Source organism: Pseudomonas sp. NBRC 111133 (assembly GCF_001320605.1).
Lineage (GTDB): Bacteria > Pseudomonadota > Gammaproteobacteria > Pseudomonadales > Pseudomonadaceae > Aquipseudomonas > Aquipseudomonas monteilii.
On the sequence record NZ_BCBJ01000088.1, the window covers coordinates 1 to 21,203 of the forward strand.

Sequence of the window (21,203 nt, forward strand, 5' to 3'; positions counted from 1 at the left end):
GGGAACCCGGGGCGATTCATAGAGGTGGCGCATAACCCACATGGGAGTTCGTCCGGATACGTATACCCGCCCCCAATTAATGGTACGCCCTCTGGAGAGAGTCTTGGTAGATAGCCAGATACAGAACGAGATAGGTAGAAACAAGAAAGTCCGCACAGAGCGGGCTTTTCTTGGGGTTTCGTATACAAGGGGAGACGTATTGATACAGCTGACTGGTGCGGAGTTAGACGAATGGTTTCTTCTGGAGAAGCCAGGCTTTCTGCGGATCAGGAATTCGGTGGAAGATTCATCGTACCCCAACCAGTAACTATAAATAGATCAGCTAGTTATTGTGCTCGATGGAATCAAACTCGGGATTGCCGATGTGCCAGCACGCTGTCGCACTGTAAGTAAAATTTTCAGTACTGGGGACGAAAGGACGCAGAAAACCTCAAGGGTACAGCGTTGTCGACGCCTGCCGCGTAGAGATGGGTAGGGCTCGTGAATATTTGATCCACACTAGCCCTCCGCTAAAAATTGCAAATAAAAGTTGTTGAGGAAGTTTTGGCTATTTACTAATAGTACGAGACGTCGCCTGAGGCATCAGGACTTAGCTGGCGGAACCTGACTCGGCCAACCGATTGGCGACTAGTAAAATAGGCTCCTGAAATCTCGAGAGCATCGTGAGAGCCTGTGGTAACGGTGCGAATATCGAAAGTTGTAAAACCTCTATATTCGTCCCACTGAGGGTTTTTAGGGATCGCTCGGTAGTGATAGTAGATTTTGCACTGATCAAATTCAATAGTCGGTGTAGTTTCTAGCGTGACAGATTTCGAAGTTTCAGTATGAATGTCGATCTGCATTCGTATAAAAGATTGTCTAATGCTCGCGCGAGCAGGTATTGATTTTGTTTCTGAAATAATTATCTCCCCTTCCCAAATTCCATTTAGATCTGGAAAGAGATCCCTGTAGAATATCTTCGCCAGCTTCCATATGCGGCGAGCGAAAAAGTTCTTTGTAAGCAAAAAAATAACAAAAAGTGCAGCCCATGGAGCAATTTTTACTATATTAATCAGCGACAACTCGGAATCCCATCGCTTCCAAATCAGATAGGTGGCTATGCTTATTAGCGTAGTGGCAATCACAAGAATTTTAATGATAATATTGAAATTTATTATTCTAAACATTTTTATTCCATGTCACTAAAATCATGTAGTCGTCCTTTGCCACTGCTCTTAGCAGAAAGTAAAGCGACATAGGCCTCTCTCAGTGTCAACCCAACGCCGACAGAAAAAGAAATTTCTTTCTCTGCAATTTTCTTGATCTGCGAAAAGATCAGGTTTTTATCAAACTCTAAGTCGATAGATCCTGCGACGCCGTCGGCGGCACAGAAAAGTATCTCGAAGCCTTGAGACTTTAAAAAATCTGCGACAGATTGTGTTTTCTCTTGGACAAGATCGTTAACTCGAACGAGTTCTTTCGCATTATTATTTAAATATGCCGATGTGATTTTTTGCCCAATATCATCGCCATCAATAGTAATGAATTTCATAGCCACCACGCGCTGCGGTCAGTCTGGATGGCATAGTAGCATGATGATGGAGTCTCTGCAGTGACTGTGGTGGCGAATCTACCCAACCCATAGGATATGGCAGGTATAGGGCAGGCTAGCGTTGAGGCTTCGCTTGAGGCCTAGTACAGAACCTCAACTATTATCAGCAGGTGGCTCGTTGCCACAGGGGCCACGACCGTCAGTTCGTCAACTAGTGCATACCAGTTCAGCGTCATATCGCTGAGCCCAAAAATCACAGATCTTTGGGATATGTCACTCGAAAATGGGGACGGATGTATTTTTACCGACCCCAATGCTCAAGTCGCACGTCAGTTAATCTCTAGGCAGCTCTGGCAGGACCAAGAAGCGGACGATCTACACTTCCGACGCAAGACAATTACTGATTGCATTGCTGATACTGTCTACTTTAGCACGTGCGCTATCGACATATTGGTTCGCCTCCATCGTTCCCGGCAACGGAGCCTCATTGGCAGTCCACGTCCCTCTAATTTTCAAATTTGTAAATACATAGATTTGAGCATTGGCAGACTGACTTTGAGTAAGGGAAAAAGCCATTTCATATGCCAACGGCGTACCCATCGTCATAGGGACAATGAAGGTCACCTGATCCTTACCCTGAACGGTGATTCTGGTCTTCGATGGATTGAACAACGGAGCGCCACTAATCCCAGGTACATTCTGTGCAAAGCAGAATTGAAGTGCGTCAGCTCCTGCTTTTTGGCCTAGCTTTGTAATCCTAATGGATTCTACGCTGTAGCTGCCGTATTGATTTTTTACAATCGCAACACCTTCAGGTGCAGGCTGATAGGGTTTAACTTCCATCGCAGCACACCCCGCAAGCGACGCCGTGATGGCGTAAGCACCCAGAACTGGGACAATTCTCATAAATTCCATTTCCAATAGGCCAAAACAACCGAAAGGTAGCAAATCGCCACCCATCTAGTCTAGATCTAGTCACTGTGCCCACACAATGCGTAATTGATACAGCGGCGGCGACTAACACCGCAGCGCCTGACTAATCCCTGCAAGGAGAACCACCGTCATTCACGATTGTCGGCACGCTCAGCTTTGGGTCGAGACTTGCCGTTCGTGGATGACCGTTATCGACCCATTGCCGTCCTTGATTGGAGGGTAGCTATCGGCCACTGCCGGTCCGTTGTGACAGGCTTCGGATTAACACCTCTCAATCCCAATGCCAAATTGGCCGCATTTCATGTGGCAGATCGGCAAGCACCTACGACAGAATCGCGCGACAACGCAAAGCCGTTACCATCAGTCTCGAATGTGTCGTGGTATAACTTGATATTACATACATCGGTGATATTTTTTTGCATAACGATCACGTTAAGAGCGGCCTACACGCTCTCAAAACTAGCGCACGAACGATTTTAATCAGTTGCTCACCTGCACTTAACTACAGAAAGGCTGCTTTTTACGCCATTATAAAAACAGCCCTTAATAGCGAAATATAGACCTAGAACGGAATATCCGAATTCAAATCAACAGCATCTACTTTTTTACTTGCCTTATGAAGCAACTCCTCGTTTTCCAGCAAATAATCAATGCCATCAGCAGTTATTGTGAACGAATAATATTCAGAACCATTATACTCGTGGTCTATAGCAATACTTTTATCTAAAAACCCTACTCTTTCCAGCTTAATCGCCGCTAAACTCAGCACCCCTTGCTCGACTCCTTTTAGATTGTTGAATGTGCTCCATACAGATACACCATCTGGTGAGCTAGCGTAGCTTTCAAGAACTTTTGCCAACAGACGATGCTCAACGTCGCCAAGTTTGTAATTGTATCCAGCCTTCCTCCGCGGCTTTGTATTAATATTAAGATCCTGTGAAAGCAAGCCTAAATTTGCTACTTCCTTCTTAATTAAAACGCATGGGTGATTTACAGCAGCCTCCAAGTTCCCATCAGACCTTCCTCCATTGTAATCTGCTGGGGTAAGCCCCAAAAGATCGGTCGGAAAGTGCAGTTCGGTGTCTCGAGGCTTAACTATGAAGCATCGTTCCTTTCCTAAAGTACCGACAAACAGTCCAAGCTCAAAAAGAACGTTATCACGAACAACGTGCTTTTGTTGGTCTCTGATTTCTGCAATATCATCTGGTGTAAAAATAAAAATTGCAAAGTCAACTGATTCCGCCATTTTTACCAGGGAGTCAATCGTATTCTGAGAAAGGTTAAACCCATGTTTCCAAACCGTCACCTCAGCCTGATGATCTAGATTTACGTTAAATGCATCAGCCACATCTAAACTTTCTACCGCTGAAGCTATAAATATTCTAGGCTTTCTCATATTACTTCCTTAAAAACTCGACTCGGACCAAAAAAAATAGGACTGATTCATTTTATGAGAACTAAACCAGTCCCCTTTGTGGCTACAACTGAATCACCCTCACCTTTCTCTTCTCTTTCTTCGAATCCCGCCAAACTTCCACACGAAACTGTTGTCCAATAGGAAGTTCTGGCTTAGGACGTGGCACGCGTGGTTTACGCATCTTATTGCCAGGTTGAAGGGCAGAGTCTTGCTCAAAATTATGTAGAGGCAGGTCCAACTGCTTAGTTAGCAACGTCGTACTTTCAAATGAGTCTTTTAATTCAACCATGAAGCTTGGCTCAGAACTTACTTCATCACCAAGAATAAGTTCAGCCTTCAGCATTGCCTGCTCAGCAGTAATTTCACCCCGCTGAACTTTATTAAACAATCGCTGCAAGTCACCCAAAGCACCATTATATTTTTTTATTTTTGGCTTGACTTTACCATAAGAAAATGATGTAGATGCCTGAGCAGCCAAAAAACTCCCTACTGCGCTTACCTGACCTCGAATAGTTTGCAATCCTGAAATAAACGAACCGTACTGACCTATACCAATATAAATTGCGCCAAGTGCAGCGGCAATTTTAGCACTGCCCTTTATTGAGCCTTCTTCAACCTCAAGCGCAAGTGAATAATCTGGAATCTTTAGTGCATTTTCAACATACGCCTCCCACTCATCAAACAATTTAGTAGAGTATTGTTCGAATTCGTGCCGAGGCAAACTCGGTACGTCGATATAAAAATCCGTGCCCCCGAGATAAATCATACTCAATCCATGTACAGTTTTATACTTACCAACATTAAGAGCAGGCAACATAATTGCTCACTCCTAGCCGCAGGCTATCCTTTTGCCATCACGGTGTCCACTGATGGCTCCCCCCCCTTTTCTGGCAGCCCCTAAGCAGCAGCTGTGAATAGCATTCTGCCAGCCGAAATTCCCCGTACAGCGAATACGGTGTGCCAGACCTCTAACGCCTTGCTTGTGATAGCCACACCCGGTTGATGCCCGCGAAGCGGCCCCGCTGGGGCCGATTTACATCGGCAGAATTGCGCACGATCCTCATGCCACGCGACTCAATGACCAATCTACATCTGCAGCCGTGGAATCGTCCCCCACGTCATCCCGCCAAGAATGTTGAGTGTTATCAGGGATCAAGGCCCCTGCGACTTGTGGGGATGTCCTCTAGCGCGGGACTGACGGCTCTTTACGACCAAGAGCAAGGGCATCTCATGATCCGGCCTCCTGAGCACCGTTACCGGTGGGCGGGTGGAGGCTGCATTGGCTGACGAGACCAGTGCCGCGAGATCCTGAGCCAGGTGCAAGCAGCAATGCGATGACCGGGGCATGCCTGACTGTCAGTCAGGTGCAGTCCATTCCGTGGTCTGCGGCACCATCATCTACAAGGCTGTTGCTGGTGACATCCGCGTTTGTCACGCCGATTGTCACGAGGGGGAATGCCGCAAAGCCAGGTGCGATCAGGGCTGCAGCAGTGGTAGAAGTGCCCGTCTCTTTCCAGAAGAAAGAGACGGGCACAGGTTGGCGCAATATTCGGCCAAGCGGATAGATTGCTGCAGGGCAGCGAGGTACGGTGTATCTGGCGCACGAGCGCCATATGTGTAAGAGCATCCATCACATGGGTAGTGACCGGGCGAGCTGCCGGATGCGAATCGCCCTTGGGGAGAACCACCGCGGGAGCGGCGTGACCTTTAAGGTTCAGGTCACCTGGGGTGCTGTCATCGACAGCGCTTGCACGACCAGTTCTACGCCTGTGGATAAACCCGGTCAAGGATCGAAATTCAGCGCTATTTAGGACGTGAAAGTTAGTTATCCACCGGTGGAATTCCGTGGTAAATCCCGGACAACATCGTGGCTTTTAGCTCTTCAGAGTAAGGTCCATCCAAACAGGGCGGCTTTGCAGCCCTGTTTGGATGGACCCGCGTGAAAGAGCAGCCAGCGCCGATCTTTCAGACTCACCCGCGATTGAATGCGCCATGCCCATTTGGCAAGGCGGTGACGTTGTCGCCTACCGGATGGGCAAACTCATGCGGGGTGACATGACCCGATCTGTTGGCATCGATGTAGTTACTCCACCACGCCATGATCAACCGACGCTGCTCCAGAAATTGGGCTTTGTGGATGTAAGCGGCGCGAACGCGGTTACGCTCCTGATGGCTCATCTGCCGCTCAATCGCCGCATCCGTCCACAACCCTGATTCGAGCAAGGCACTACAAGCCATGGTCCTGAAACCATGCCCGCACACGTCCTTGGTGGTGTCGTACCCCATATTTCGCAGCACCTGGTTAACCGTATTCTCCGACAAGGGTTTCCAGTACCTGTGGTCACCGGGCAAAACCAGTTCAGAGAAGCGATTCAAGCTGCGCAGCCGTTCAAGGATCTCGATGACTTGAGGCGACAGCGGCACTATCTGAATGTCTCCACTCATCTTGGTCCCGCGTGTGGAATAGCGGACGCCTTCAATCGGCTTGCGGGTATCGGGGATCTCCCACATCGCCCGTTGCAGGTCGAATTCATCCCATCGCGCAAAGCGCAGTTCACTGGAGCGCACGAATACATGCAGCGTCAGCAGCACTGCGAGCCGGGTCAATTCGCGACCGGTGTAGTTGTCGATTCGATCCAACAGTTCAGGAAGGCGGTTCAGCGAGAGTGCTGGACGGTGCACAGTACGCGGCGCCTGAATCGAGCCGGCCAGATCGAGCGCCGGATTTTGAGTAATCTGCCGCGCCCGCTTCGCACCTCGCATGATCGTTGATAAATAGTTCTGCACTCGCAAGGCTACATCCATGGTGCCGCGATCCTTGATCCGCTGGGTGACCTCAAGAAGATCATGGGTGTCGAGTTCAGCGATAGGCCGCTGGCCGATTAGTGGAAACACATGGGTACGCAACCTGCTCAGCACCGTCTTGGCATGGCCCTCGGTCCAACGCCGTGACATTTCGACATGCCACTCCAGGGCAACGGTTTCAAAGAGAAGACTCGCCCGCTGGGCAGCAATCTTCGCCTTCTGCTTTTCTTCCATCGGGTCAAGGTTATCGAGCTACAGTGCCTTGGCCTCATCGCGCTTGGTCCTCGCGACGGCCAATGAAACGATGGGGTACTTGCCGATGATCAGCGTGCCTTCCTTGCCGTTGGGTTTGAAATACCGTAGCCGCCAAGTCTTCGAGCCACTGGGCGCGACGTACAGGTACATACCCCCACCGTCGAACAGTTTGTAAGCACGATCACGCGGTTTGGCCGTGCGGCATTTGAGGTCGCTGAGCGGAACGGCTAGACGTGGCATAGGGGTACGTTCTCCATTCAGGAAAGACGCTGTACCCCAAAAATACCCCCGGTTATTGGGGATTTTGTTGGTTCCCGACGGAGGGTCGTGGAAATAAAAAACCGGCCAGAAGGCCGGTTTAGAGGGCTTCAAAAGCATTCAGCGGAATGCAGTGGAGCTGGATGTGGTGCCGGAGACAGGAATCGAACCTGCGACCTTCGCGTTACGAGTGCGCTGCTCTACCGACTGAGCTACACCGGCGTGTAGCGCAACGTACCACTGCTCACACCCGCAACGCAAACCCCTGTTTCCGCTAGTTTAATCCCCTACCCTCAAGCCCCGTTGCAACCCTTGGGCGCCAGGTCTTCCTCGATGTCAGTAGTGCACACCCACCCACTGGCCGAGCGAGTCAGGGTCAGTGCCTTACCCACCACATTGGCCGGTGCATCCACCAGCGTGCAAGCAATCTTCCCGCTGCCATCCGCCGCCTTGCCTTCGGCGGTGATCGCACAATGCGTCGTGGCAGATCGGCCACCCAGCTCGGCCACGCCCCCCACGTCTTTCCCGTCATTCAGGCGCAGGTCCATCGCTGTCTTCAGCGCGCTGATTTCCAGCAACCCGGCCGCCGCCTTGGAGCGTGCCTGGTGGTTGGTGTACATCGGTAAGGCGATGGTCGCCAGAATGCCGATGATCGCGACAACGATCATCAGTTCGATCAGGGTGATACCGCGTTGCCCTTTCATGAACGTATTTCCTTTTTCATTCGCTTACACGTTGAGGTCGGTTGCGCCCCAACCGGCAGCGGCGCAGTAGGCCTGAACAGACACCTTTTGTCACCCCTGCCCGCTTGGGCGTCATCTTCGCTGAACTACTCTAGTGAGCATCACGGACACGCGCCCTTGCATGGACGCGGCAAGCTGTTTCCAGGCTTGTCGCACGGGCAGAAAAAGGACCTTTGCATGACTTCATCTTCCCCCCTCTACCGCTGGCATGGCACCGACGCCAACGGGACGCCGGTCAGCGGCCAAACACCCGGGCGCAGTCCGGCTTATGTGCGCGCCGGGCTGATTCGCCAGGGCATCACGGTGGCCAGTTTACGCCCGGCCAGCGGGCTGACGTTCAGTTTGCCGAAGCAGCGCGATAAGGCCGACCCGGCGGGTTTCAGCCGACAGTTGGCGACCTTGCTCAAGGCCGGCGTGCCGCTGCTGCAGGCGTTCGAGGTGATGGGGCGCAGTGGCTGCAATGCGGCGCAGGCGGCGTTGCTGGAGCGATTGAAACAGGATGTGGCCTCGGGCCTGGGGTTGGCGGATGCGTTGCAGCGCCACCCGGCATGGTTCGATGCGCTGTATTGCAACCTGGTGCGGGTGGGCGAGCAGTCTGGCACGCTCGATCGGCAACTGGAGCAGCTGGCGGGCATGCTGGAACAGCGGCGGGCGCTGCACAAGAAGGTGCGCAAGGCGATGATCTACCCGCTGCTGCTGTTGCTGACCGGGCTGGGGGTGTCGGCGATTTTGTTGCTTGAGGTGATTCCGAAATTCGAGAGCCTGTTTGCCGGTGTAGGGGCAGCTTTGCCGGCATTTACCCAGTGGGTGATCGACTTGTCCGCAGGGTTGAGTCGGTTTGCGCCGCTGTTGTTGGTGATGGCTGCGGTGTTAGGTTTTGCCGGGCGTCAGGTTTACCGGCAGCATGCGCCAGCGCGCCTGTGGCTATCTCGGCAGGTGCTGGGTTTACCGGTGTTCGGCAAATTGCTGGGGCAGGCGGCGCTGGCGCGGTTTGCGCGTAGCCTGGCAACGTCCTATAGCGCCGGGGTGCCGTTGCTGGATGCGTTGGGCACGGTGGCCCGGGTAACCGGTGGCGATCTGCACGAGCAGGCGGTGTTGCGGCTGCGCCAGGGCATGGCCAATGGGCAGGGGCTGAACCAGGCGATGGCGGGTGAACCGCTGTTTCCACCGTTGCTGGTGCAGCTGACGGCCATCGGTGAATCCAGCGGCACGCTGGACCAGATGCTGGAGAAAGCCGCCAGCCATTACGAGGAACAGGTCAGCCAGGCGCTGGACCAGTTGACCAGCCTGCTGGAGCCGGCCATCGTGCTGATCCTGGGCCTGCTGGTCGGTGGCCTGGTGGTTGCGATGTACCTGCCGATCTTCCAGTTGGGTAGCTTGATCTGAACATGACTTTATGGACTTTGCTGGCAGAGCAGCCGGCGTACTTCCTCACCCTGGCCACGCTGCTCGGCCTGTTGGTGGGCAGTTTTCTCAATGTGCTGGTGTATCGGCTGCCGATCATGCTGGAGCGGCAATGGCAGCGTGAGGCACAAGAAGTGTTGGGGCTGCCGGTTACGCAACACGAACGGTACGACCTGTGCTTGCCCGCCTCCCGCTGCCCACATTGCGCGCATCAGATTCGCGCGTGGGAGAACATTCCGGTCATCAGTTACCTGGCATTGCGCGGGCGTTGCTCAGCCTGCAAAACCCGTATCAGCCCGCGCTACCCGGTGGTGGAAATCGCCAGCGCGCTGCTGTCGCTGGTGGTGGCGTGGCGCTTTGGCGCTTCGGTAGAGGCGTTGCTGGCACTGCCACTGACCTGGTGCCTGCTGGCCCTGAGCCTGATCGATGCAGAACACCAATTGCTGCCGGATATGCTGGTGCTGCCGATGCTGTGGCTGGGGCTGATCGTCAATGCCTTCAACCTGTATGCCCCGCTTACCGACGCGCTGTGGGGCGCGGTGGCCGGGTACCTCAGCCTGTGGACGGTGTACTGGGTGTTCAAGCTGGTCACCGGCAAGGAAGGTATGGGCTATGGCGACTTCAAGCTGATGGCGCTGATCGGGGCCTGGGGTGGCTGGCAGGTGTTGCCGTTGACGCTGCTGCTGTCGTCGGTGGTGGGGGCGCTGGTTGGCCTGTGCCTGCTGCGTCTGCGCCGGCATGCCATGGGCACGGCGATGCCGTTCGGGCCTTATCTGGCGATTGCGGGGTGGATTGCCGTGCTCTGGGGTGATGAAATAGTCGCCTCTTACATGCAACTGCTTGGATACTGATGGCCACTGCAGCCTTTACCCCCTGGATTCTCGGCCTTACCGGCGGCATTGGTAGCGGCAAGAGCGCCGCTGCCGAGCGCTTCGTCGAGCTTGACGTGCACCTGGTCGATGCCGATCAGGCGGCGCGCTGGGTGGTTGAACCCGGCCGCCCGGCCCTGGCCAGCATTGTCGAGCGCTTCGGCCCGGGTGTGCTGCAGGCCGACGGCCAGCTGGATCGCGCCGCCCTGCGCCAGCTGATCTTCGCAGACCCGGCGCAGCGCAAATGGCTGGAGCAACTGCTGCACCCGTTGATCGGGCAGGAGATTTTCAGCTACCTGGCCAAAGCCCAGTCGCCGTATGCGGTATATGTCTCGCCGCTGCTGATCGAGTCGGGGCAATACCATAAGACCCAGCGCGTGCTGGTGATCGATGCGCCGCAGGAACTGCAAATAGCCCGTACCCTGGCGCGGGACAACACCAGTGCCGAGCAGGTGCAGGCCATTTTGCAGGCCCAACTGGCCCGTGAGGATCGCCTGCGCCATGCCGATGACGTGGTGGTCAATGACGGCGACCTGGCCGCGCTGCATCAGCAGATTGACCGCCTGCACCACTTTTACCTGACTTTGAAAGGAGGCCAGCCATGAGCCAGCCATTGACCGTCGACTGCCCGACCTGTGGCGCACCTGTGGAATGGAACGAGAAAAGCGCGTTCCGGCCGTTTTGCTCGGACCGTTGCAAGCTGATCGACCTGGGGGCCTGGGCGGCTGAGGAACACAAGATTCCGGGGGCTGAAGAGTCTGAGGATGAGCTGTATTCGGGGGACCTGGAGCCGCGGCACTAAGCGGATTTCAAGGTGGCTGGGCTGGCCTCTTCGCGGGTAAACCCGCTCCCACAGAGAAAGTGCAACGCCAGTCCCTGTGGGAGCGGGTTTACCCGCGAAAGCGCCGGCACAGCCACCACACATTTACCGATCATCTTCCTTCCACGGCGCCTGCAAGTACCGCGTGCGGTTGAACGTTTCCAGCCACTCCGGGCAAAACACCACCAGCGCACTGATCACCATGCCGTTGATGAACGCCTCGGGGAACATCATCAGCCACAGGTAGCCCACAAAGTCGCTCAGCCATTCCGGCATGGCGAAACGCCCATCCAGCCACAACACCCCTAGCGCTGCAGGCACGCAAACAAGCACGGTGAGCGCCGCAGGAAAGAACCCCGAACAAAATATATAAACAAACAGGTTTCGCGGCTGAGCGCGCTCGACCACGATCGCGCACACCTCGGTAATCAGCACCGGCAAGCCAATCAGCAACAAGCCATTCACCCCCAGCGCCGCCAAATCCTGCCGCCCCAACGCCAGCAGACCGAGCTGGGCCATGAACCCACCCAGCACCGCCAGGGGCCAGTCCAGCAACAGGGTAACTGCCGTCATGCCGATGAAGTGGTACGACACACCGGTATCGAAATCACGCCTCACCAGCCACAACGCAAACAGGCAAAACACGGTGCCAAACAACAGATGCTGCCGGCGCCGGTCGGTGAACAGTTCTACCCAGCGCACCCGGCTGACCGCCCACACCAGCAACGGTACATAACCCAGCCAGCCAAGGGTAAGGGTGGTACCGGACAACACCTGCGCGCTGATCACCTGAGCAATGCCCCTTGCGGCCATGTGGATAAACCCGAGTCTACACCCATTCTCCGTTTCCTTCGGCTGCGGTAGGCTGGCGCCCTCATTCGATGCAGGAAGCATTGGCCATGCCGGAAGGAATCAACCCCACCCTGCTGTTGGCAGCAGCACTCAACGCCATCATTGGCGTACTTCACCTGGCTGTGATCGCCGTTGGGCCACGCTGGTACCGTTTGTTCGGGGCCGGCGAACGTATGGCGGTTGCCGCCGAAAAGGGCCGCTGGTACCCGGCGCTGATCACCGCCGCGATCGCCTTCGTGTTGCTGGCCTGGTCGGCCTATGCACTGTCGGCTGCCGGGGCAATCGGGCGGCTGCCGTTGCTGCTGCCGGCCATCTGCCTCATCACCCTGGTGTACCTGCTGCGTGGCCTGCTGGGGCCCAGATTGCTGGCGGGCACCGGGCGTTCGCAGCGTTTTATCGTGGTCAGTTCACTGATCTGCCTGGGCTTCGGCCTGGTGCACCTGGTCGGGCTGGTGCAGCAGTGGCCGATGTTGCGCTGATTCCCGCGCTTAAACAGCATCTTACCGTCATCGATTAGCGGCTAAGCTTGTCTGCATGGATGACTCAGACTACCTGCGCCTGCTTACCATCCAGGCCGAACAAGCCAATGCCTTTCTCTCCAACGCCCGCAAGTGGGAGCGGGAGCGTTGGGTGTGCCAGCGTCTGTTGCAGGGGTTGAACATTCCCTACCGCAGCGAGGACTTCACCCCGGCCGGCCAGGAGCCGCCAGACGTGCTGTTCCGCGATGCCGCGTTCGAGGTATTTTTCGTGCTCGACGAAGGCCGCCGGCTGAACGATGAATGGCGCGAAGAGCTGCAACGCCGGCGCAGTGCGTTTTCCCTGGCGCAGCTGGTGCGCCGCGAAGCGCGCCCCCGACGCATTAGTGCCACCGAGTTGCTGGGGCGCCTGGCGCCGACCTTGCGCAAGAAGGCGCACAACTATCGGGAACGCGGGCTGGAGCTGAACGAGCTGGACATCATCGCCTTCGCCAGCCTCAAGCGCGAAGTGCTCGACCTCAACACCCACTTCCCGCCGCCTACCGAATACCTGCGCCAGGGCTGGCGCTCGTTGTCGCTGGTGGGGCCGACCTTTGCCCGGGTGCTGTTCGCCCACCCAGACGCGCCAGACTTTTTGCGCGGCAACCTGGGCCGCAGCATCGTGTTCGACGTGGGCATCAGTCTTTGATCCAGTGCAGCGAATGTTTGCGATGGCGTACACTCGGCGCCAGGGATAGAAAGCATTATCATTTGTTTCAAGCGCTTGCGCGAACGCTGTAGCGTTTGCGCAGTCACAAACGTCTACCTGACGAGGCCCACCATGACCAGCCGCCTGAATCCGGAAGATCAGCGTCGTGTCGATGAGTATCTGCGAGCCCCCCAGCACCAAGTCGAGCGCAGGCCTTTCCGGCCGTGGCTGCTCCTTGTGCTGGTGGTGGCCGTGACCATCGGGTTGGGTCTCATCAGCCGCCTGCTCAGTGGACTGGTGCTATGAGCTGCTTCGCGCTCGCCCTCCCCTCGTGCAGTTTGCGGCCGGCCCTCTGGGCCACGAATTCCGTAAACCTTATGAGATATCCCCATGACTCATCGCATCGTGATTGTCGGCGGCGGCGCCGGCGGCCTGGAACTGGCGACCCGCCTGGGTAAAAGCCTGGGCAAGCGCAAGCAGGCCGAAATAACCTTGGTCGACGCCAACCTCACGCACATTTGGAAACCACTGCTGCACGAAGTGGCTGCCGGCTCGCTGAACTCCTCGGAAGACGAACTGAACTACGTGGCCCAGGCCAAGTGGAACCACTTCAACTTCCAACTGGGGCGCATGAGCGGCCTGGACCGTGAAGGCAAACAGATTCAACTGGCCGCCACCCTCGATGAAGAGGGCCGCGAGCTGCTGCCTGCGCGTACCCTGGGCTACGACACCCTGGTCATTGCCGTAGGTTCCAACACCAACGACTTCGGCACCCTGGGCGCGGCGCAGCACTGCCTGTTCCTGGACACCCGCAAGCAGGCCGAGCGCTTCCACCAACAGCTGCTGAACCACTATCTGCGCGCCCATGCCGGCGATGTGGCCAGTGAAAAAATCAGCGTCGCCATCGTCGGCGCGGGTGCCACCGGTGTGGAACTGGCGGCCGAGCTGCACCACGCCGCACACGAACTGGCGGCCTATGGCCTGGACCGCATCCAGCCCAAGGATATGCACATCACCATCATCGAGGCAGGCCCGCGCGTGCTGCCGGCGCTGCCAGAGCGCATCAGCGTGCCGGTGCACAAGACCCTTGAAAAACTGGGCGTGAAGGTGATGACCAACGCTGCGGTCAGTGAAGTGACCGAGGACGGGTTGAAAACCAAGGACGGCGAAGTGATCCAGGCCAGCCTGAAGGTGTGGGCGGCGGGTATCCGTGCGCCGGCCTTCCTGAAAGACATCGACGGGCTGGAAACCAATCGCATCAACCAGCTGGTCGTGCGCCCTACCCTGCAAACCACCCGCGATGACAACATTTTCGCTTTCGGTGACTGCGCCGCTTGCCCGCAACCAGGCAGCGACCGCAGTGTGCCGCCACGGGCACAGGCCGCGCACCAGCAGGCTTCGATGCTGGCGCAAAGCCTTAAGGCGCGCCTGGAGAACAAGGCGCTGCCGACCTACGAGTACAAGGACTACGGCTCGCTGGTGTCGCTGTCGCGCTTCTCGGCGGTAGGCAACCTGATGGGTAACCTGATGGGCAGCGTGAAGCTGGAAGGCTGGCTGGCGCGGATGTTCTACGTGTCGCTGTACCGCATGCACCAGATGGCGTTGTACGGGTTCTTCCGTACAGCGTTGATGATGCTGGGTAGCAAGATTGGCCGGGGTACCGAGCCGCGGCTGAAGCTGCACTGATTGAAAGCCAAGGGTCGCTGATGCGGCCCTTCTTTTTGCTCATCTACCGGCTGTGGGTTCAGCACTTTTTGCAAGGCAAAGAAAAAGGGCATCTCTTTCGAGATGCCCTTTGTTCATGGTGGGTCGTGTAGGATTCGAACCTACGACCAATTGGTTAAAAGACAATTGGGATCTAGGCCGAAATTTCCACCTAGGGAGGGGTTTTAAGCACCATTCCAGCGCCTAGCTAAGCAGCCTCTAATGAAATCCACATTAGAGGCATGGCAATGACACATCCGAAGAAAGCAAGACGAGCAGGTAAGGTTTCCACCAAAGGCGGCACCGGTAAATCCACTGGATCCACCAATCTGGGGGCATTCACTGCAGACGCCGGGCTGCGCACCCTCCTCATCGATCTGGACCCCGTCCAGCCTTCCGCATCCTCCTATTTCCCCCTGGAGTACACCGCCCCGGGCGGCATTTTCGAGCTGCTGTCGTACAACGAGACCGACCCGGCCAAGATCATCTCCCGCACGTCGATCAAGAATCTCGACGTCATCATCTCGAACGACGCCAACAACCAGCTCAACAACCTCATACTGCAGGCGCCTGATGGCAGACTGCGACTAGCCAACCTGATGTCGGCTTTCGATGCCAATTACGACCTCATCCTCTTTGATACCCAGGGCGCCCGCTCTGCGATGTTGGAGATGGTCGTTCTTGCATCCGACATCATCCTCTCCCCCCTCCCCCCGAACATGTTGGCCGCGCGCGAATTCAGCCGTGGGACCATCCATATGATGGATGGCTTGCGCAGTTACGCACGCCTCGGCCTCACCATTCCCCACATCAACATCATCATCAACGGCCTGGATGAAACTGCTGACGCACGCGAGATCCACCGTACCGTCCGTGAAATTTTCGACGGGAACCCTGACTACACCGTCCTGCAATCGATCATCCCAGATGCCGTCATCTTCAAGAAAGCCGCGAGCCAAGGCGTGCCAGCGCATCGGCTTGAATATCGTCAACCGTCGAACCGTAAGTCGCCGTCGGCGCTGAACGTCATCCGCAACCTGGCTATCGAGGCGTTCCCAGAATGGAAAGACCGCTTCGAGGCAATGACCGAAGAGCGTGTTGCCGAGATCGCCAAGGAGGCCCGCCGCGATGAGTAAGCACGCGATAACCGAGGCTGCCGGGATCACGGCCGATGAAGTCCTCAGGATTGGGAAACTCTACAGCTCCAATGAGTTACGCGGCATCCAGAAAAAGCTGACATCCGCGTCTGGAGACCTGCACAAGCTAGCCAACGGTTGGAAGATGGGTGCCGGCTTGCTCGGATCGCTCGGTGACCTTCTGAGCATTGAACAGCGCGATCTACTGCGTAGTGCCGCACAACTCGTTGATTCGATCGGTCACAACGTGACCCATGCGAAGGAAAAGCGCGTTCGTTCCGAGAAAGAAACGAAACGCCGGCAAGATGCGCGTGATGCTCAGTCGAAACAGCTGGTAGCCCGTACGTTCCCCTTGCCTACCGAAACTCACGAAGAACTGCTGGAGACGATCAAAGCCGCACTCATTCTGAATCGTGCACGGCAGTTAAACACCTCCTACAACCCTTCTGAATTCAACGTTTACATCAGAAACGAGCTGAAGACACCTGCTCGGCTCCATGGGCATTCAGTGGAGCAACACCGAGCAGGTAATGTCAGATCACTCCGCTACTTCATGATCAGCGACCTGACCAGCCACCTTGCTTATGACGATGGTTCATCGGTTGAGGAACGCCTGCGGCTCCTGCAGGAGAAAGTGGCCGAAGCTGTAGGCTTGGCTGCCTTGACAGCAGACGAACGCGAGACCCTTCGCCTCTGGCAAGAGGCCTTGGTGCCTGCAGCGGACAGGCAGGAGGGCCAAGCATGAGCTTTGCCCTCATATCTCAATTCGCGGGCTCGCTTTGCCTGTATCTCATGAACTGCTCTGTGGCACTGGCCACTGCCTATGGCTTGGGCTCGATCTTCAAAGCCCCCCATGTCGAGCTCGCGTTGCAGGGAGCGGTCTACTCAGCCTATGCGCTCTGTGTCTTCGGCGTACTGAACTCCCTGGCCTTGATCGCATCCGCGCTGCGCAGCCGACCTCGCCGCGCCGGGGAGAGTTCATGATGGACAAGCAGAAGATCCTCGACAAGGTCACCAAGCTGATGTCCTTGGCCAATAGTCCGGGGGCAAACACGAACGAGGCCGCAACCGCATTGCGCCAGGCCCGCTCGCTCATGGCCAAGTACAACATCGAGTCCGACGAACTTCGAGCCAGCCAGGTTCTAGAAACAAGCGTCCCCACTGGCACTCGCCGCTCCCCCGCTGATTGGCTGCACTCCCTGGCCGCAACGTGCGCAGCCGCTTTCGACTGCAGCCACCTCTCCTACTACCACCCATTGAAAGGGTACTGCTTCAAGTTCCTGGGCAAGGGTATCGGCCCGGATCTGGCTGCTTATGCCTACAGCAGCCTCGTCCTGCAACTGCAGAAAGCACGTCGCGAGCATGTCTCGCAGCAGAAACGGTGTCAGCTGAAGACCAAACGACGTCGCGGCCAACTCTTTGCTGAGGGCTGGATCGGGGCAGTGGCCTACAAAGTTCGAGAATTCGCTGGTGACCTAGCCCCAGATATCCAGGCTGATATCAGTGCCTACTTGACCTTACATCACCCTGAGTTGAAGCGCTTCGACATCACGCCAAGCGAAGCCAAGGGCCACGATCGTAGCTCGCTGTACGAAGGAATTAAGCAGGGTCAGCGTGCTCAGCTCCACCGGGGAGTAGGCCGCAGTGAACAGCCAGGAATTGCCCAGGGAGGTGCCAGATGACCGATCTGATCCTTTCCCCTCCTCATTCCGTCGAGGCTGAACAAGGCGTTCTGGGCGGGCTGATGCTGGACAACGAAGCCTGGGATCTGGTCGGTGATCTACTGCAGGCCGACGACTTTTTTCTATCCCAACACAGGCTGATCTTCACTGCCATCCAGGAGCTGTCAGAGAAAAACAGCCCATTCGATATAGTGACGATTTTTGAGGCGATGGCCATCCCTGAGGAGGTTGGAGGCCTCTCCTACCTGGCAGAGCTGGCCAAGAACACTCCGTCTGTAGCGAATATCCGGTCGTATGCTGAGATCGTGCGCAACCGCGCCCATCTCCGCCGCATCATGTCCCTGTGTTTTCAGGGGACTCGGGACGCTGCTGAACTCGCCGCTGACGCGGCTGAGGTCCAGGACACGCTAGAGCAGAAGCTGTTTAAGCTGGGCGAAGGTCGTGTGGTTAGCGAATTCACCGACATGAATGAGGCATTGCTCTCTGTCGTCGACAAGATCGACGCCAATTTCAATGGCCATGTGACCGTGACCGGTGTGCCGACCGGGATCACCGATCTTGACGAGATGACCCGTGGTTTGCAGCCAGCCGATCTGATCATCGTAGGCGCGCGCCCCTCCATGGGCAAAACCTCGTTCTGCTTGAGCACCGTCGATGCTGCGCTGACCAATTCGCCTGACAAGATCGTGCTGGTTTTCAGCATGGAGATGCCTACCGAGGCCCTGATTTATCGAATGCTGGCCATTCTGGGCCACATCGATCTGAGCAGGCTACTTTCGGGTCAGCTGCAGGATGAGGACTGGCCCAAACTATCAGCCGCCGTCCATCGCATGAACGCCTATGGCAACCGACTGGTCATCGATGACAGCGCGAACCTGACCCCTGCCGCTATGCGAGCCAAGGTTCGACGTGCTAGCCGGCGTTTCGGGAAGCCTTGCTTGATCATGGCGGACTACCTGCAGCTCATGCGGAGTCCTGGTCAAGAAAACAGGGTCAACGAAATCAGCGAAATATCCCGATCACTGAAGGGGATCGCCAAGGAATTCAACTGCCCGTTCATGGCCCTCTCCCAGCTCAATCGGGACCTCGAGCGCCGTCCCAATAAGCGCCCTGTGAATGCTGATCTACGGGACAGCGGGGCTATCGAGCAGGACGCGGACCTCATCCTCTTTGTCTATCGGGACGAGGTGTACAACGAGGACACCGAACTCAAAGGCGTTGCCGAACTGATCATTGGTAAACACCGCAATGGCCCCGTCGGCTATGTCCGGGCTGCCTTCATCGCCAACCAAACCCGATTCGCAAACCTCACTGCCGATCATTGGCAAGGAGCTGCCGCATGACGTCCATGCAACCCCATCCGATTACGCATGCCTGCCATAGCTGTGGCCGGCACTTCGCACTGCATCAAGTACGGCAGGTGCATCCCGCCGAGCACACCCCTGAAGGTGAGGCAGAGGTCCTGGTATGCCCGGTCTGCGGCAGCTACGACCTCAATCCTCTTTCGGAGGTGCCCAATGCAAGTTGAGCAGATCTACCCTTCGATCCCTGCGATCGCAAACACCGACCAGTCGGCCTTGGCCTTTGCGCACCACTCTGGCGTCAACGCGGTTTGGCTGGATGCTCTCGGCCAGGTTATCTCACGGCTCACCCAGTTCGGTGAAACCACGGTGCCTGTTGAGCTGAATGAGGCTATGCAAGAGCTTGCCCGGCTGCAGTACATCGAGCTGGAAAGCCATGATGCTGGAACGCTGGCAGCGACCCTTCTTGGCCAACCAGCCCTGCTGACCAACTATTTCTGGTCCGTATGGGTACCAAGACATCTCCTGAGCTGCGGTCTGAAGGTGGCAGTAACCCCCTATCTGACCAGCTCCGATGACGAGGCTCATCATTGCACCGTGGTCTTCCGCATTCCTGGATCGCGCGAAACAGCACGTGAGTTCCTCACCGACCTGGCCACTCAATACCCCGGCTGCACTCCGGAAATCGTGGCCATCCAAGCCGGTGATGCGCTTTGCCAGAAGGAGGCCGGATCCAATGCGTAACCTCCTTCGCGGCGCGCACGACAGTGTTCGCCGGCTTGCCGAATTCGCCCTCTCCGAAGGCTGGACTCTCTCCCGCTCCAACAGCGGGCATCTGAAATTCAGCAAGTCCGGCTTTACACCGATCTTCACGTCTTGCACGCCCAGCGACCGCCGTACCGAGCGCAATACTCGAGCGCTGCTCCGCCGTGCCGAGGCCCAAAACAACATGTCCCGGGGGATTCAATAATGCCAATCCGACATGCAATCGTTCACCAGCTCGATAAGCAGCCCGACGGCAACCCGGCCGTACTTCACGCTCGTGACACAGAGCTACCGGCTACGGATGCCGTCGAGAACCTCCAGGCCGACCTGAACGACAGCTACAACGCCAAGCAAGGCAAAGCGTGGGGCTTCTTCCATGGGGAGTCGGGTGCGTACCCATTCAGCGGTTGGCTGAAACAGTACCTGGAGGAGCAGCAAGACTTCACCAGCTTCAGCCGTGTGTCTGTCGAACACCTGCAGAAATTGATTGAAGAGGTCAACCTGTCTACCGGCGGCCACGTGCTCTTCAGCCATTACCAACAAGGCCTGACTGAATACCTGATGATCGCTGTCCTCCAGCAGGTCGAAACCGTCGGCCTCGACGGTGATCTTAATGTTGTCGCCTCTCGCTACCTGGACACCAGCAACTTCTCCTGCGCGGCCCGGATCAACCTGAGCGAGTGGCGCAACAACCCAAACTCGAAGCAGTACATTTCTTTCGTTAAAGGCAAAAACGGCAGGAAGAGTTCGGACTACTTCCGCGACTTCATCGGGTGCCAAGAAGGCGTCGACGGGCCAGGTGAAACCCGCACGCTTCTCAAAGCATTCACCGATTACGTCGAGAAAGAAGATCTCCCAGAAGAAAGCGCCCGGGAGAAAACCCACGCGCTGCTCGACTATGCCACCACCCAAACGAAGCTGGGGCAGCCCCTCTCTCTTCAAGAGCTGTCCCAGACCCTCGATGAAGACCGCCCTCAGGCGTTTTATGACCACATCCGCAATAGCGACTACGGCCTATCCCCGGAGATCCCGGCCGATAAGCGCACTCTCAACCAGTTCCGCCGTTTCACCGGCCGCGCCGAAGGTCTGTCGATCAGCTTTGAGGCGCACCTACTCGGTTCCAACGTCACCTACGACGCCGACACCGGCTCGCTGACGATCAAGAACCTGCCCACTCAGCTCACCGACCAACTCAAGCGCCGCCAGTAAGGAGAACACCATGAACGCAACCAATTCCCGCACCGCTGACAAATTTGTGGTTCGCCTGCCTGATGGCATGCGTGAACGTGTCGCTCAAGTCGCCCGCGACAACCATCGCTCTATGAACAGCGAGATTATTGAGCGTCTTGAGCAATCGCTGCTCAATGACCAACACAATACTGCTCAGGTCCAGGCCGGTTCAGCAGACGACAATCTCAAGTCAGAGCTGGTTCGCGCTTACAAGATCATCGATCGCCTGCTGCAAAACGCCGTTCCTACACAGGCCGACATCCAGGAGGTGTTGCACCTGGTCCGCAAGCAAACTCCACTGGGTCTGTCCCACATTGCTGCGGTAGGAGCTTGA

The 21,203-nt window shown here is 56.5% G+C and carries 24 protein-coding genes, 1 tRNA gene and 1 pseudogene; 17 read left to right on the forward strand and 9 right to left on the reverse strand.

What is annotated here, in order from left to right:
* Window positions 1–554 precede the first annotated feature (554 nt).
* The 8 genes and pseudogenes from APH36_RS32135 to APH36_RS20870 all read right to left on the reverse strand — a co-directional run bounded on the left by APH36_RS32135 (window position 555) and on the right by APH36_RS20870 (window position 7,903).
* Window positions 555–1,166: a hypothetical protein gene (locus APH36_RS32135; RefSeq protein ID WP_060500113.1), complete on the reverse strand. Its 612-nt coding sequence runs from the start codon at window positions 1,164–1,166 to the stop codon at window positions 555–557.
* Between the two features lie 2 nt (window positions 1,167–1,168).
* On the reverse strand, window positions 1,169–1,531 hold the full coding sequence (locus tag APH36_RS20840) for a mCpol domain-containing protein (RefSeq protein WP_060500114.1): 363 nt from the start codon (window positions 1,529–1,531) through the stop codon (window positions 1,169–1,171).
* Window positions 1,532–1,906: 375 nt separating this feature from the next.
* Window positions 1,907–2,491, reverse strand: coding sequence for a hypothetical protein (locus APH36_RS20845; RefSeq protein ID WP_060500115.1), 585 nt, complete (start codon window positions 2,489–2,491; stop codon window positions 1,907–1,909).
* Between the two features lie 535 nt (window positions 2,492–3,026).
* Window positions 3,027–3,860 (reverse strand): TIR domain-containing protein, encoded by an 834-nt coding sequence (locus APH36_RS20850; protein ID WP_060500116.1) that lies wholly within the window; start codon window positions 3,858–3,860, stop codon window positions 3,027–3,029.
* Between the two features lie 82 nt (window positions 3,861–3,942).
* Entirely contained in the window at window positions 3,943–4,698 is a 756-nt protein-coding gene (locus tag APH36_RS20855; RefSeq protein WP_256219307.1) for a hypothetical protein, read from the reverse strand.
* 1,154 nt (window positions 4,699–5,852) lie between these two features.
* Window positions 5,853–7,181, reverse strand: a pseudogene (locus APH36_RS20860) (tyrosine-type recombinase/integrase).
* A 164-nt stretch (window positions 7,182–7,345) separates the two neighbouring features.
* A tRNA-Thr gene (locus tag APH36_RS20865) sits at window positions 7,346–7,421 on the reverse strand.
* A gap of 71 nt (window positions 7,422–7,492) precedes the next feature.
* On the reverse strand, window positions 7,493–7,903 hold the full coding sequence (locus APH36_RS20870; protein WP_060500118.1) for a pilin: 411 nt from the start codon (window positions 7,901–7,903) through the stop codon (window positions 7,493–7,495).
* 216 nt (window positions 7,904–8,119) lie between these two features.
* Between APH36_RS20870 and APH36_RS20875 the strand changes: the two genes are divergently transcribed.
* Genes APH36_RS20875 through yacG form a run of 4 tightly spaced genes read left to right on the forward strand, consistent with a single transcriptional unit; the run spans window position 8,120 to window position 11,017 of the window.
* Window positions 8,120–9,328, forward strand: a complete 1,209-nt coding sequence (locus tag APH36_RS20875; protein WP_060500119.1) for a type II secretion system F family protein — start codon at window positions 8,120–8,122, stop codon at window positions 9,326–9,328.
* Between the two features lie 2 nt (window positions 9,329–9,330).
* Complete coding sequence (locus APH36_RS20880; protein ID WP_060500120.1) at window positions 9,331–10,197, forward strand: A24 family peptidase; 867 nt, start codon at window positions 9,331–9,333, stop codon at window positions 10,195–10,197.
* Complete coding sequence (gene coaE, locus APH36_RS20885) at window positions 10,197–10,820, forward strand: dephospho-CoA kinase (RefSeq protein ID WP_060500121.1); 624 nt, start codon at window positions 10,197–10,199, stop codon at window positions 10,818–10,820. Before APH36_RS20880 ends, coaE begins: the two co-directional genes overlap by 1 nt.
* Window positions 10,817–11,017: a DNA gyrase inhibitor YacG gene (gene yacG / locus APH36_RS20890; RefSeq protein WP_016484797.1), complete on the forward strand. Its 201-nt coding sequence runs from the start codon at window positions 10,817–10,819 to the stop codon at window positions 11,015–11,017. The genes coaE and yacG overlap by 4 nt, the downstream gene beginning before the upstream one ends.
* Window positions 11,018–11,140: 123 nt before the next feature.
* Here yacG and APH36_RS20895 read toward each other — a convergent pair whose 3' ends face one another.
* Entirely contained in the window at window positions 11,141–11,848 is a 708-nt protein-coding gene (locus tag APH36_RS20895) for an energy-coupling factor ABC transporter permease (RefSeq protein WP_060500122.1), read from the reverse strand.
* Between the two features lie 86 nt (window positions 11,849–11,934).
* Here APH36_RS20895 and APH36_RS20900 point away from each other — a divergent pair, with 86 nt between their 5' ends.
* The 13 genes from APH36_RS20900 to APH36_RS20960 all read left to right on the forward strand — a co-directional run bounded on the left by APH36_RS20900 (window position 11,935) and on the right by APH36_RS20960 (window position 21,203).
* Window positions 11,935–12,366, forward strand: a complete 432-nt coding sequence (locus APH36_RS20900; protein ID WP_060500126.1) for a hypothetical protein — start codon at window positions 11,935–11,937, stop codon at window positions 12,364–12,366.
* 55 nt (window positions 12,367–12,421) lie between these two features.
* A complete protein-coding gene (locus APH36_RS20905) occupies window positions 12,422–13,051 on the forward strand; it encodes a DUF1780 domain-containing protein (protein ID WP_013970766.1) in 630 nt (209 codons plus the stop codon).
* A gap of 132 nt (window positions 13,052–13,183) precedes the next feature.
* Entirely contained in the window at window positions 13,184–13,357 is a 174-nt protein-coding gene (locus APH36_RS20910; protein WP_013970765.1) for a DUF3094 family protein, read from the forward strand.
* Between the two features lie 84 nt (window positions 13,358–13,441).
* A complete protein-coding gene (locus tag APH36_RS20915) occupies window positions 13,442–14,737 on the forward strand; it encodes an NAD(P)/FAD-dependent oxidoreductase (protein WP_060500123.1) in 1,296 nt (431 codons plus the stop codon).
* 266 nt (window positions 14,738–15,003) lie between these two features.
* A complete protein-coding gene (locus APH36_RS20920) occupies window positions 15,004–15,891 on the forward strand; it encodes a ParA family protein (protein WP_055985452.1) in 888 nt (295 codons plus the stop codon).
* Entirely contained in the window at window positions 15,884–16,636 is a 753-nt protein-coding gene (locus tag APH36_RS20925) for a hypothetical protein (RefSeq protein WP_023660690.1), read from the forward strand. Before APH36_RS20920 ends, APH36_RS20925 begins: the two co-directional genes overlap by 8 nt.
* Window positions 16,633–16,875, forward strand: coding sequence for a hypothetical protein (locus APH36_RS20930; protein WP_023660691.1), 243 nt, complete (start codon window positions 16,633–16,635; stop codon window positions 16,873–16,875). The genes APH36_RS20925 and APH36_RS20930 overlap by 4 nt, the downstream gene beginning before the upstream one ends.
* Window positions 16,875–17,573: a DUF2786 domain-containing protein gene (locus APH36_RS20935; RefSeq protein ID WP_031324260.1), complete on the forward strand. Its 699-nt coding sequence runs from the start codon at window positions 16,875–16,877 to the stop codon at window positions 17,571–17,573. The genes APH36_RS20930 and APH36_RS20935 overlap by 1 nt, the downstream gene beginning before the upstream one ends.
* Window positions 17,570–18,916: a replicative DNA helicase gene (gene dnaB / locus APH36_RS20940; protein WP_023660693.1), complete on the forward strand. Its 1,347-nt coding sequence runs from the start codon at window positions 17,570–17,572 to the stop codon at window positions 18,914–18,916. Before APH36_RS20935 ends, dnaB begins: the two co-directional genes overlap by 4 nt.
* 174 nt (window positions 18,917–19,090) lie before the next feature.
* Window positions 19,091–19,618 (forward strand): hypothetical protein, encoded by a 528-nt coding sequence (locus APH36_RS20945; protein WP_023660694.1) that lies wholly within the window; start codon window positions 19,091–19,093, stop codon window positions 19,616–19,618.
* Window positions 19,611–19,844 (forward strand): hypothetical protein, encoded by a 234-nt coding sequence (locus APH36_RS20950; protein ID WP_023660695.1) that lies wholly within the window; start codon window positions 19,611–19,613, stop codon window positions 19,842–19,844. Before APH36_RS20945 ends, APH36_RS20950 begins: the two co-directional genes overlap by 8 nt.
* Window positions 19,844–20,848: a nucleoid-associated protein YejK gene (yejK, locus tag APH36_RS20955; RefSeq protein ID WP_023660696.1), complete on the forward strand. Its 1,005-nt coding sequence runs from the start codon at window positions 19,844–19,846 to the stop codon at window positions 20,846–20,848. The genes APH36_RS20950 and yejK overlap by 1 nt, the downstream gene beginning before the upstream one ends.
* Window positions 20,849–20,858: 10 nt before the next feature.
* Window positions 20,859–21,203, forward strand: a complete 345-nt coding sequence (locus tag APH36_RS20960; protein WP_023660697.1) for an Arc family DNA-binding protein — start codon at window positions 20,859–20,861, stop codon at window positions 21,201–21,203.

Excerpts from the sequence above, each read along its gene's own strand:
- APH36_RS20950 (WP_023660695.1), top strand. The coding sequence starts at position 19,611 with ATGCGTAACCTCCTTCGCGGCGCGCACGACAGTGTTCGCCGGCTTGCC.
- APH36_RS32135 (WP_060500113.1), bottom strand. The coding sequence starts at position 1,166 with ATGTTTAGAATAATAAATTTCAATATTATCATTAAAATTCTTGTGATT.
- APH36_RS20895 (WP_060500122.1), bottom strand. The coding sequence starts at position 11,848 with ATGGCCGCAAGGGGCATTGCTCAGGTGATCAGCGCGCAGGTGTTGTCC.
- APH36_RS20915 (WP_060500123.1), top strand. The coding sequence starts at position 13,442 with ATGACTCATCGCATCGTGATTGTCGGCGGCGGCGCCGGCGGCCTGGAA.
- APH36_RS20945 (WP_023660694.1), top strand. The coding sequence starts at position 19,091 with ATGCAAGTTGAGCAGATCTACCCTTCGATCCCTGCGATCGCAAACACC.
- APH36_RS20870 (WP_060500118.1), bottom strand. The coding sequence starts at position 7,903 with ATGAAAGGGCAACGCGGTATCACCCTGATCGAACTGATGATCGTTGTC.
- APH36_RS20910 (WP_013970765.1), top strand. The coding sequence starts at position 13,184 with ATGACCAGCCGCCTGAATCCGGAAGATCAGCGTCGTGTCGATGAGTAT.
- yejK (WP_023660696.1), top strand. The coding sequence starts at position 19,844 with ATGCCAATCCGACATGCAATCGTTCACCAGCTCGATAAGCAGCCCGAC.
- APH36_RS20845 (WP_060500115.1), bottom strand. The coding sequence starts at position 2,491 with ATGGGTGGCGATTTGCTACCTTTCGGTTGTTTTGGCCTATTGGAAATG.
- APH36_RS20840 (WP_060500114.1), bottom strand. The coding sequence starts at position 1,531 with ATGAAATTCATTACTATTGATGGCGATGATATTGGGCAAAAAATCACA.
- APH36_RS20855 (WP_256219307.1), bottom strand. The coding sequence starts at position 4,698 with ATGTTGCCTGCTCTTAATGTTGGTAAGTATAAAACTGTACATGGATTG.
- APH36_RS20960 (WP_023660697.1), top strand. The coding sequence starts at position 20,859 with ATGAACGCAACCAATTCCCGCACCGCTGACAAATTTGTGGTTCGCCTG.
- APH36_RS20925 (WP_023660690.1), top strand. The coding sequence starts at position 15,884 with ATGAGTAAGCACGCGATAACCGAGGCTGCCGGGATCACGGCCGATGAA.
- coaE (WP_060500121.1), top strand. The coding sequence starts at position 10,197 with ATGGCCACTGCAGCCTTTACCCCCTGGATTCTCGGCCTTACCGGCGGC.
- APH36_RS20935 (WP_031324260.1), top strand. The coding sequence starts at position 16,875 with ATGGACAAGCAGAAGATCCTCGACAAGGTCACCAAGCTGATGTCCTTG.
- APH36_RS20850 (WP_060500116.1), bottom strand. The coding sequence starts at position 3,860 with ATGAGAAAGCCTAGAATATTTATAGCTTCAGCGGTAGAAAGTTTAGAT.
- APH36_RS20880 (WP_060500120.1), top strand. The coding sequence starts at position 9,331 with ATGACTTTATGGACTTTGCTGGCAGAGCAGCCGGCGTACTTCCTCACC.
- APH36_RS20930 (WP_023660691.1), top strand. The coding sequence starts at position 16,633 with ATGAGCTTTGCCCTCATATCTCAATTCGCGGGCTCGCTTTGCCTGTAT.
- APH36_RS20920 (WP_055985452.1), top strand. The coding sequence starts at position 15,004 with ATGACACATCCGAAGAAAGCAAGACGAGCAGGTAAGGTTTCCACCAAA.
- APH36_RS20905 (WP_013970766.1), top strand. The coding sequence starts at position 12,422 with ATGGATGACTCAGACTACCTGCGCCTGCTTACCATCCAGGCCGAACAA.
- dnaB (WP_023660693.1), top strand. The coding sequence starts at position 17,570 with ATGACCGATCTGATCCTTTCCCCTCCTCATTCCGTCGAGGCTGAACAA.
- APH36_RS20900 (WP_060500126.1), top strand. The coding sequence starts at position 11,935 with ATGCCGGAAGGAATCAACCCCACCCTGCTGTTGGCAGCAGCACTCAAC.
- APH36_RS20875 (WP_060500119.1), top strand. The coding sequence starts at position 8,120 with ATGACTTCATCTTCCCCCCTCTACCGCTGGCATGGCACCGACGCCAAC.
- yacG (WP_016484797.1), top strand. The coding sequence starts at position 10,817 with ATGAGCCAGCCATTGACCGTCGACTGCCCGACCTGTGGCGCACCTGTG.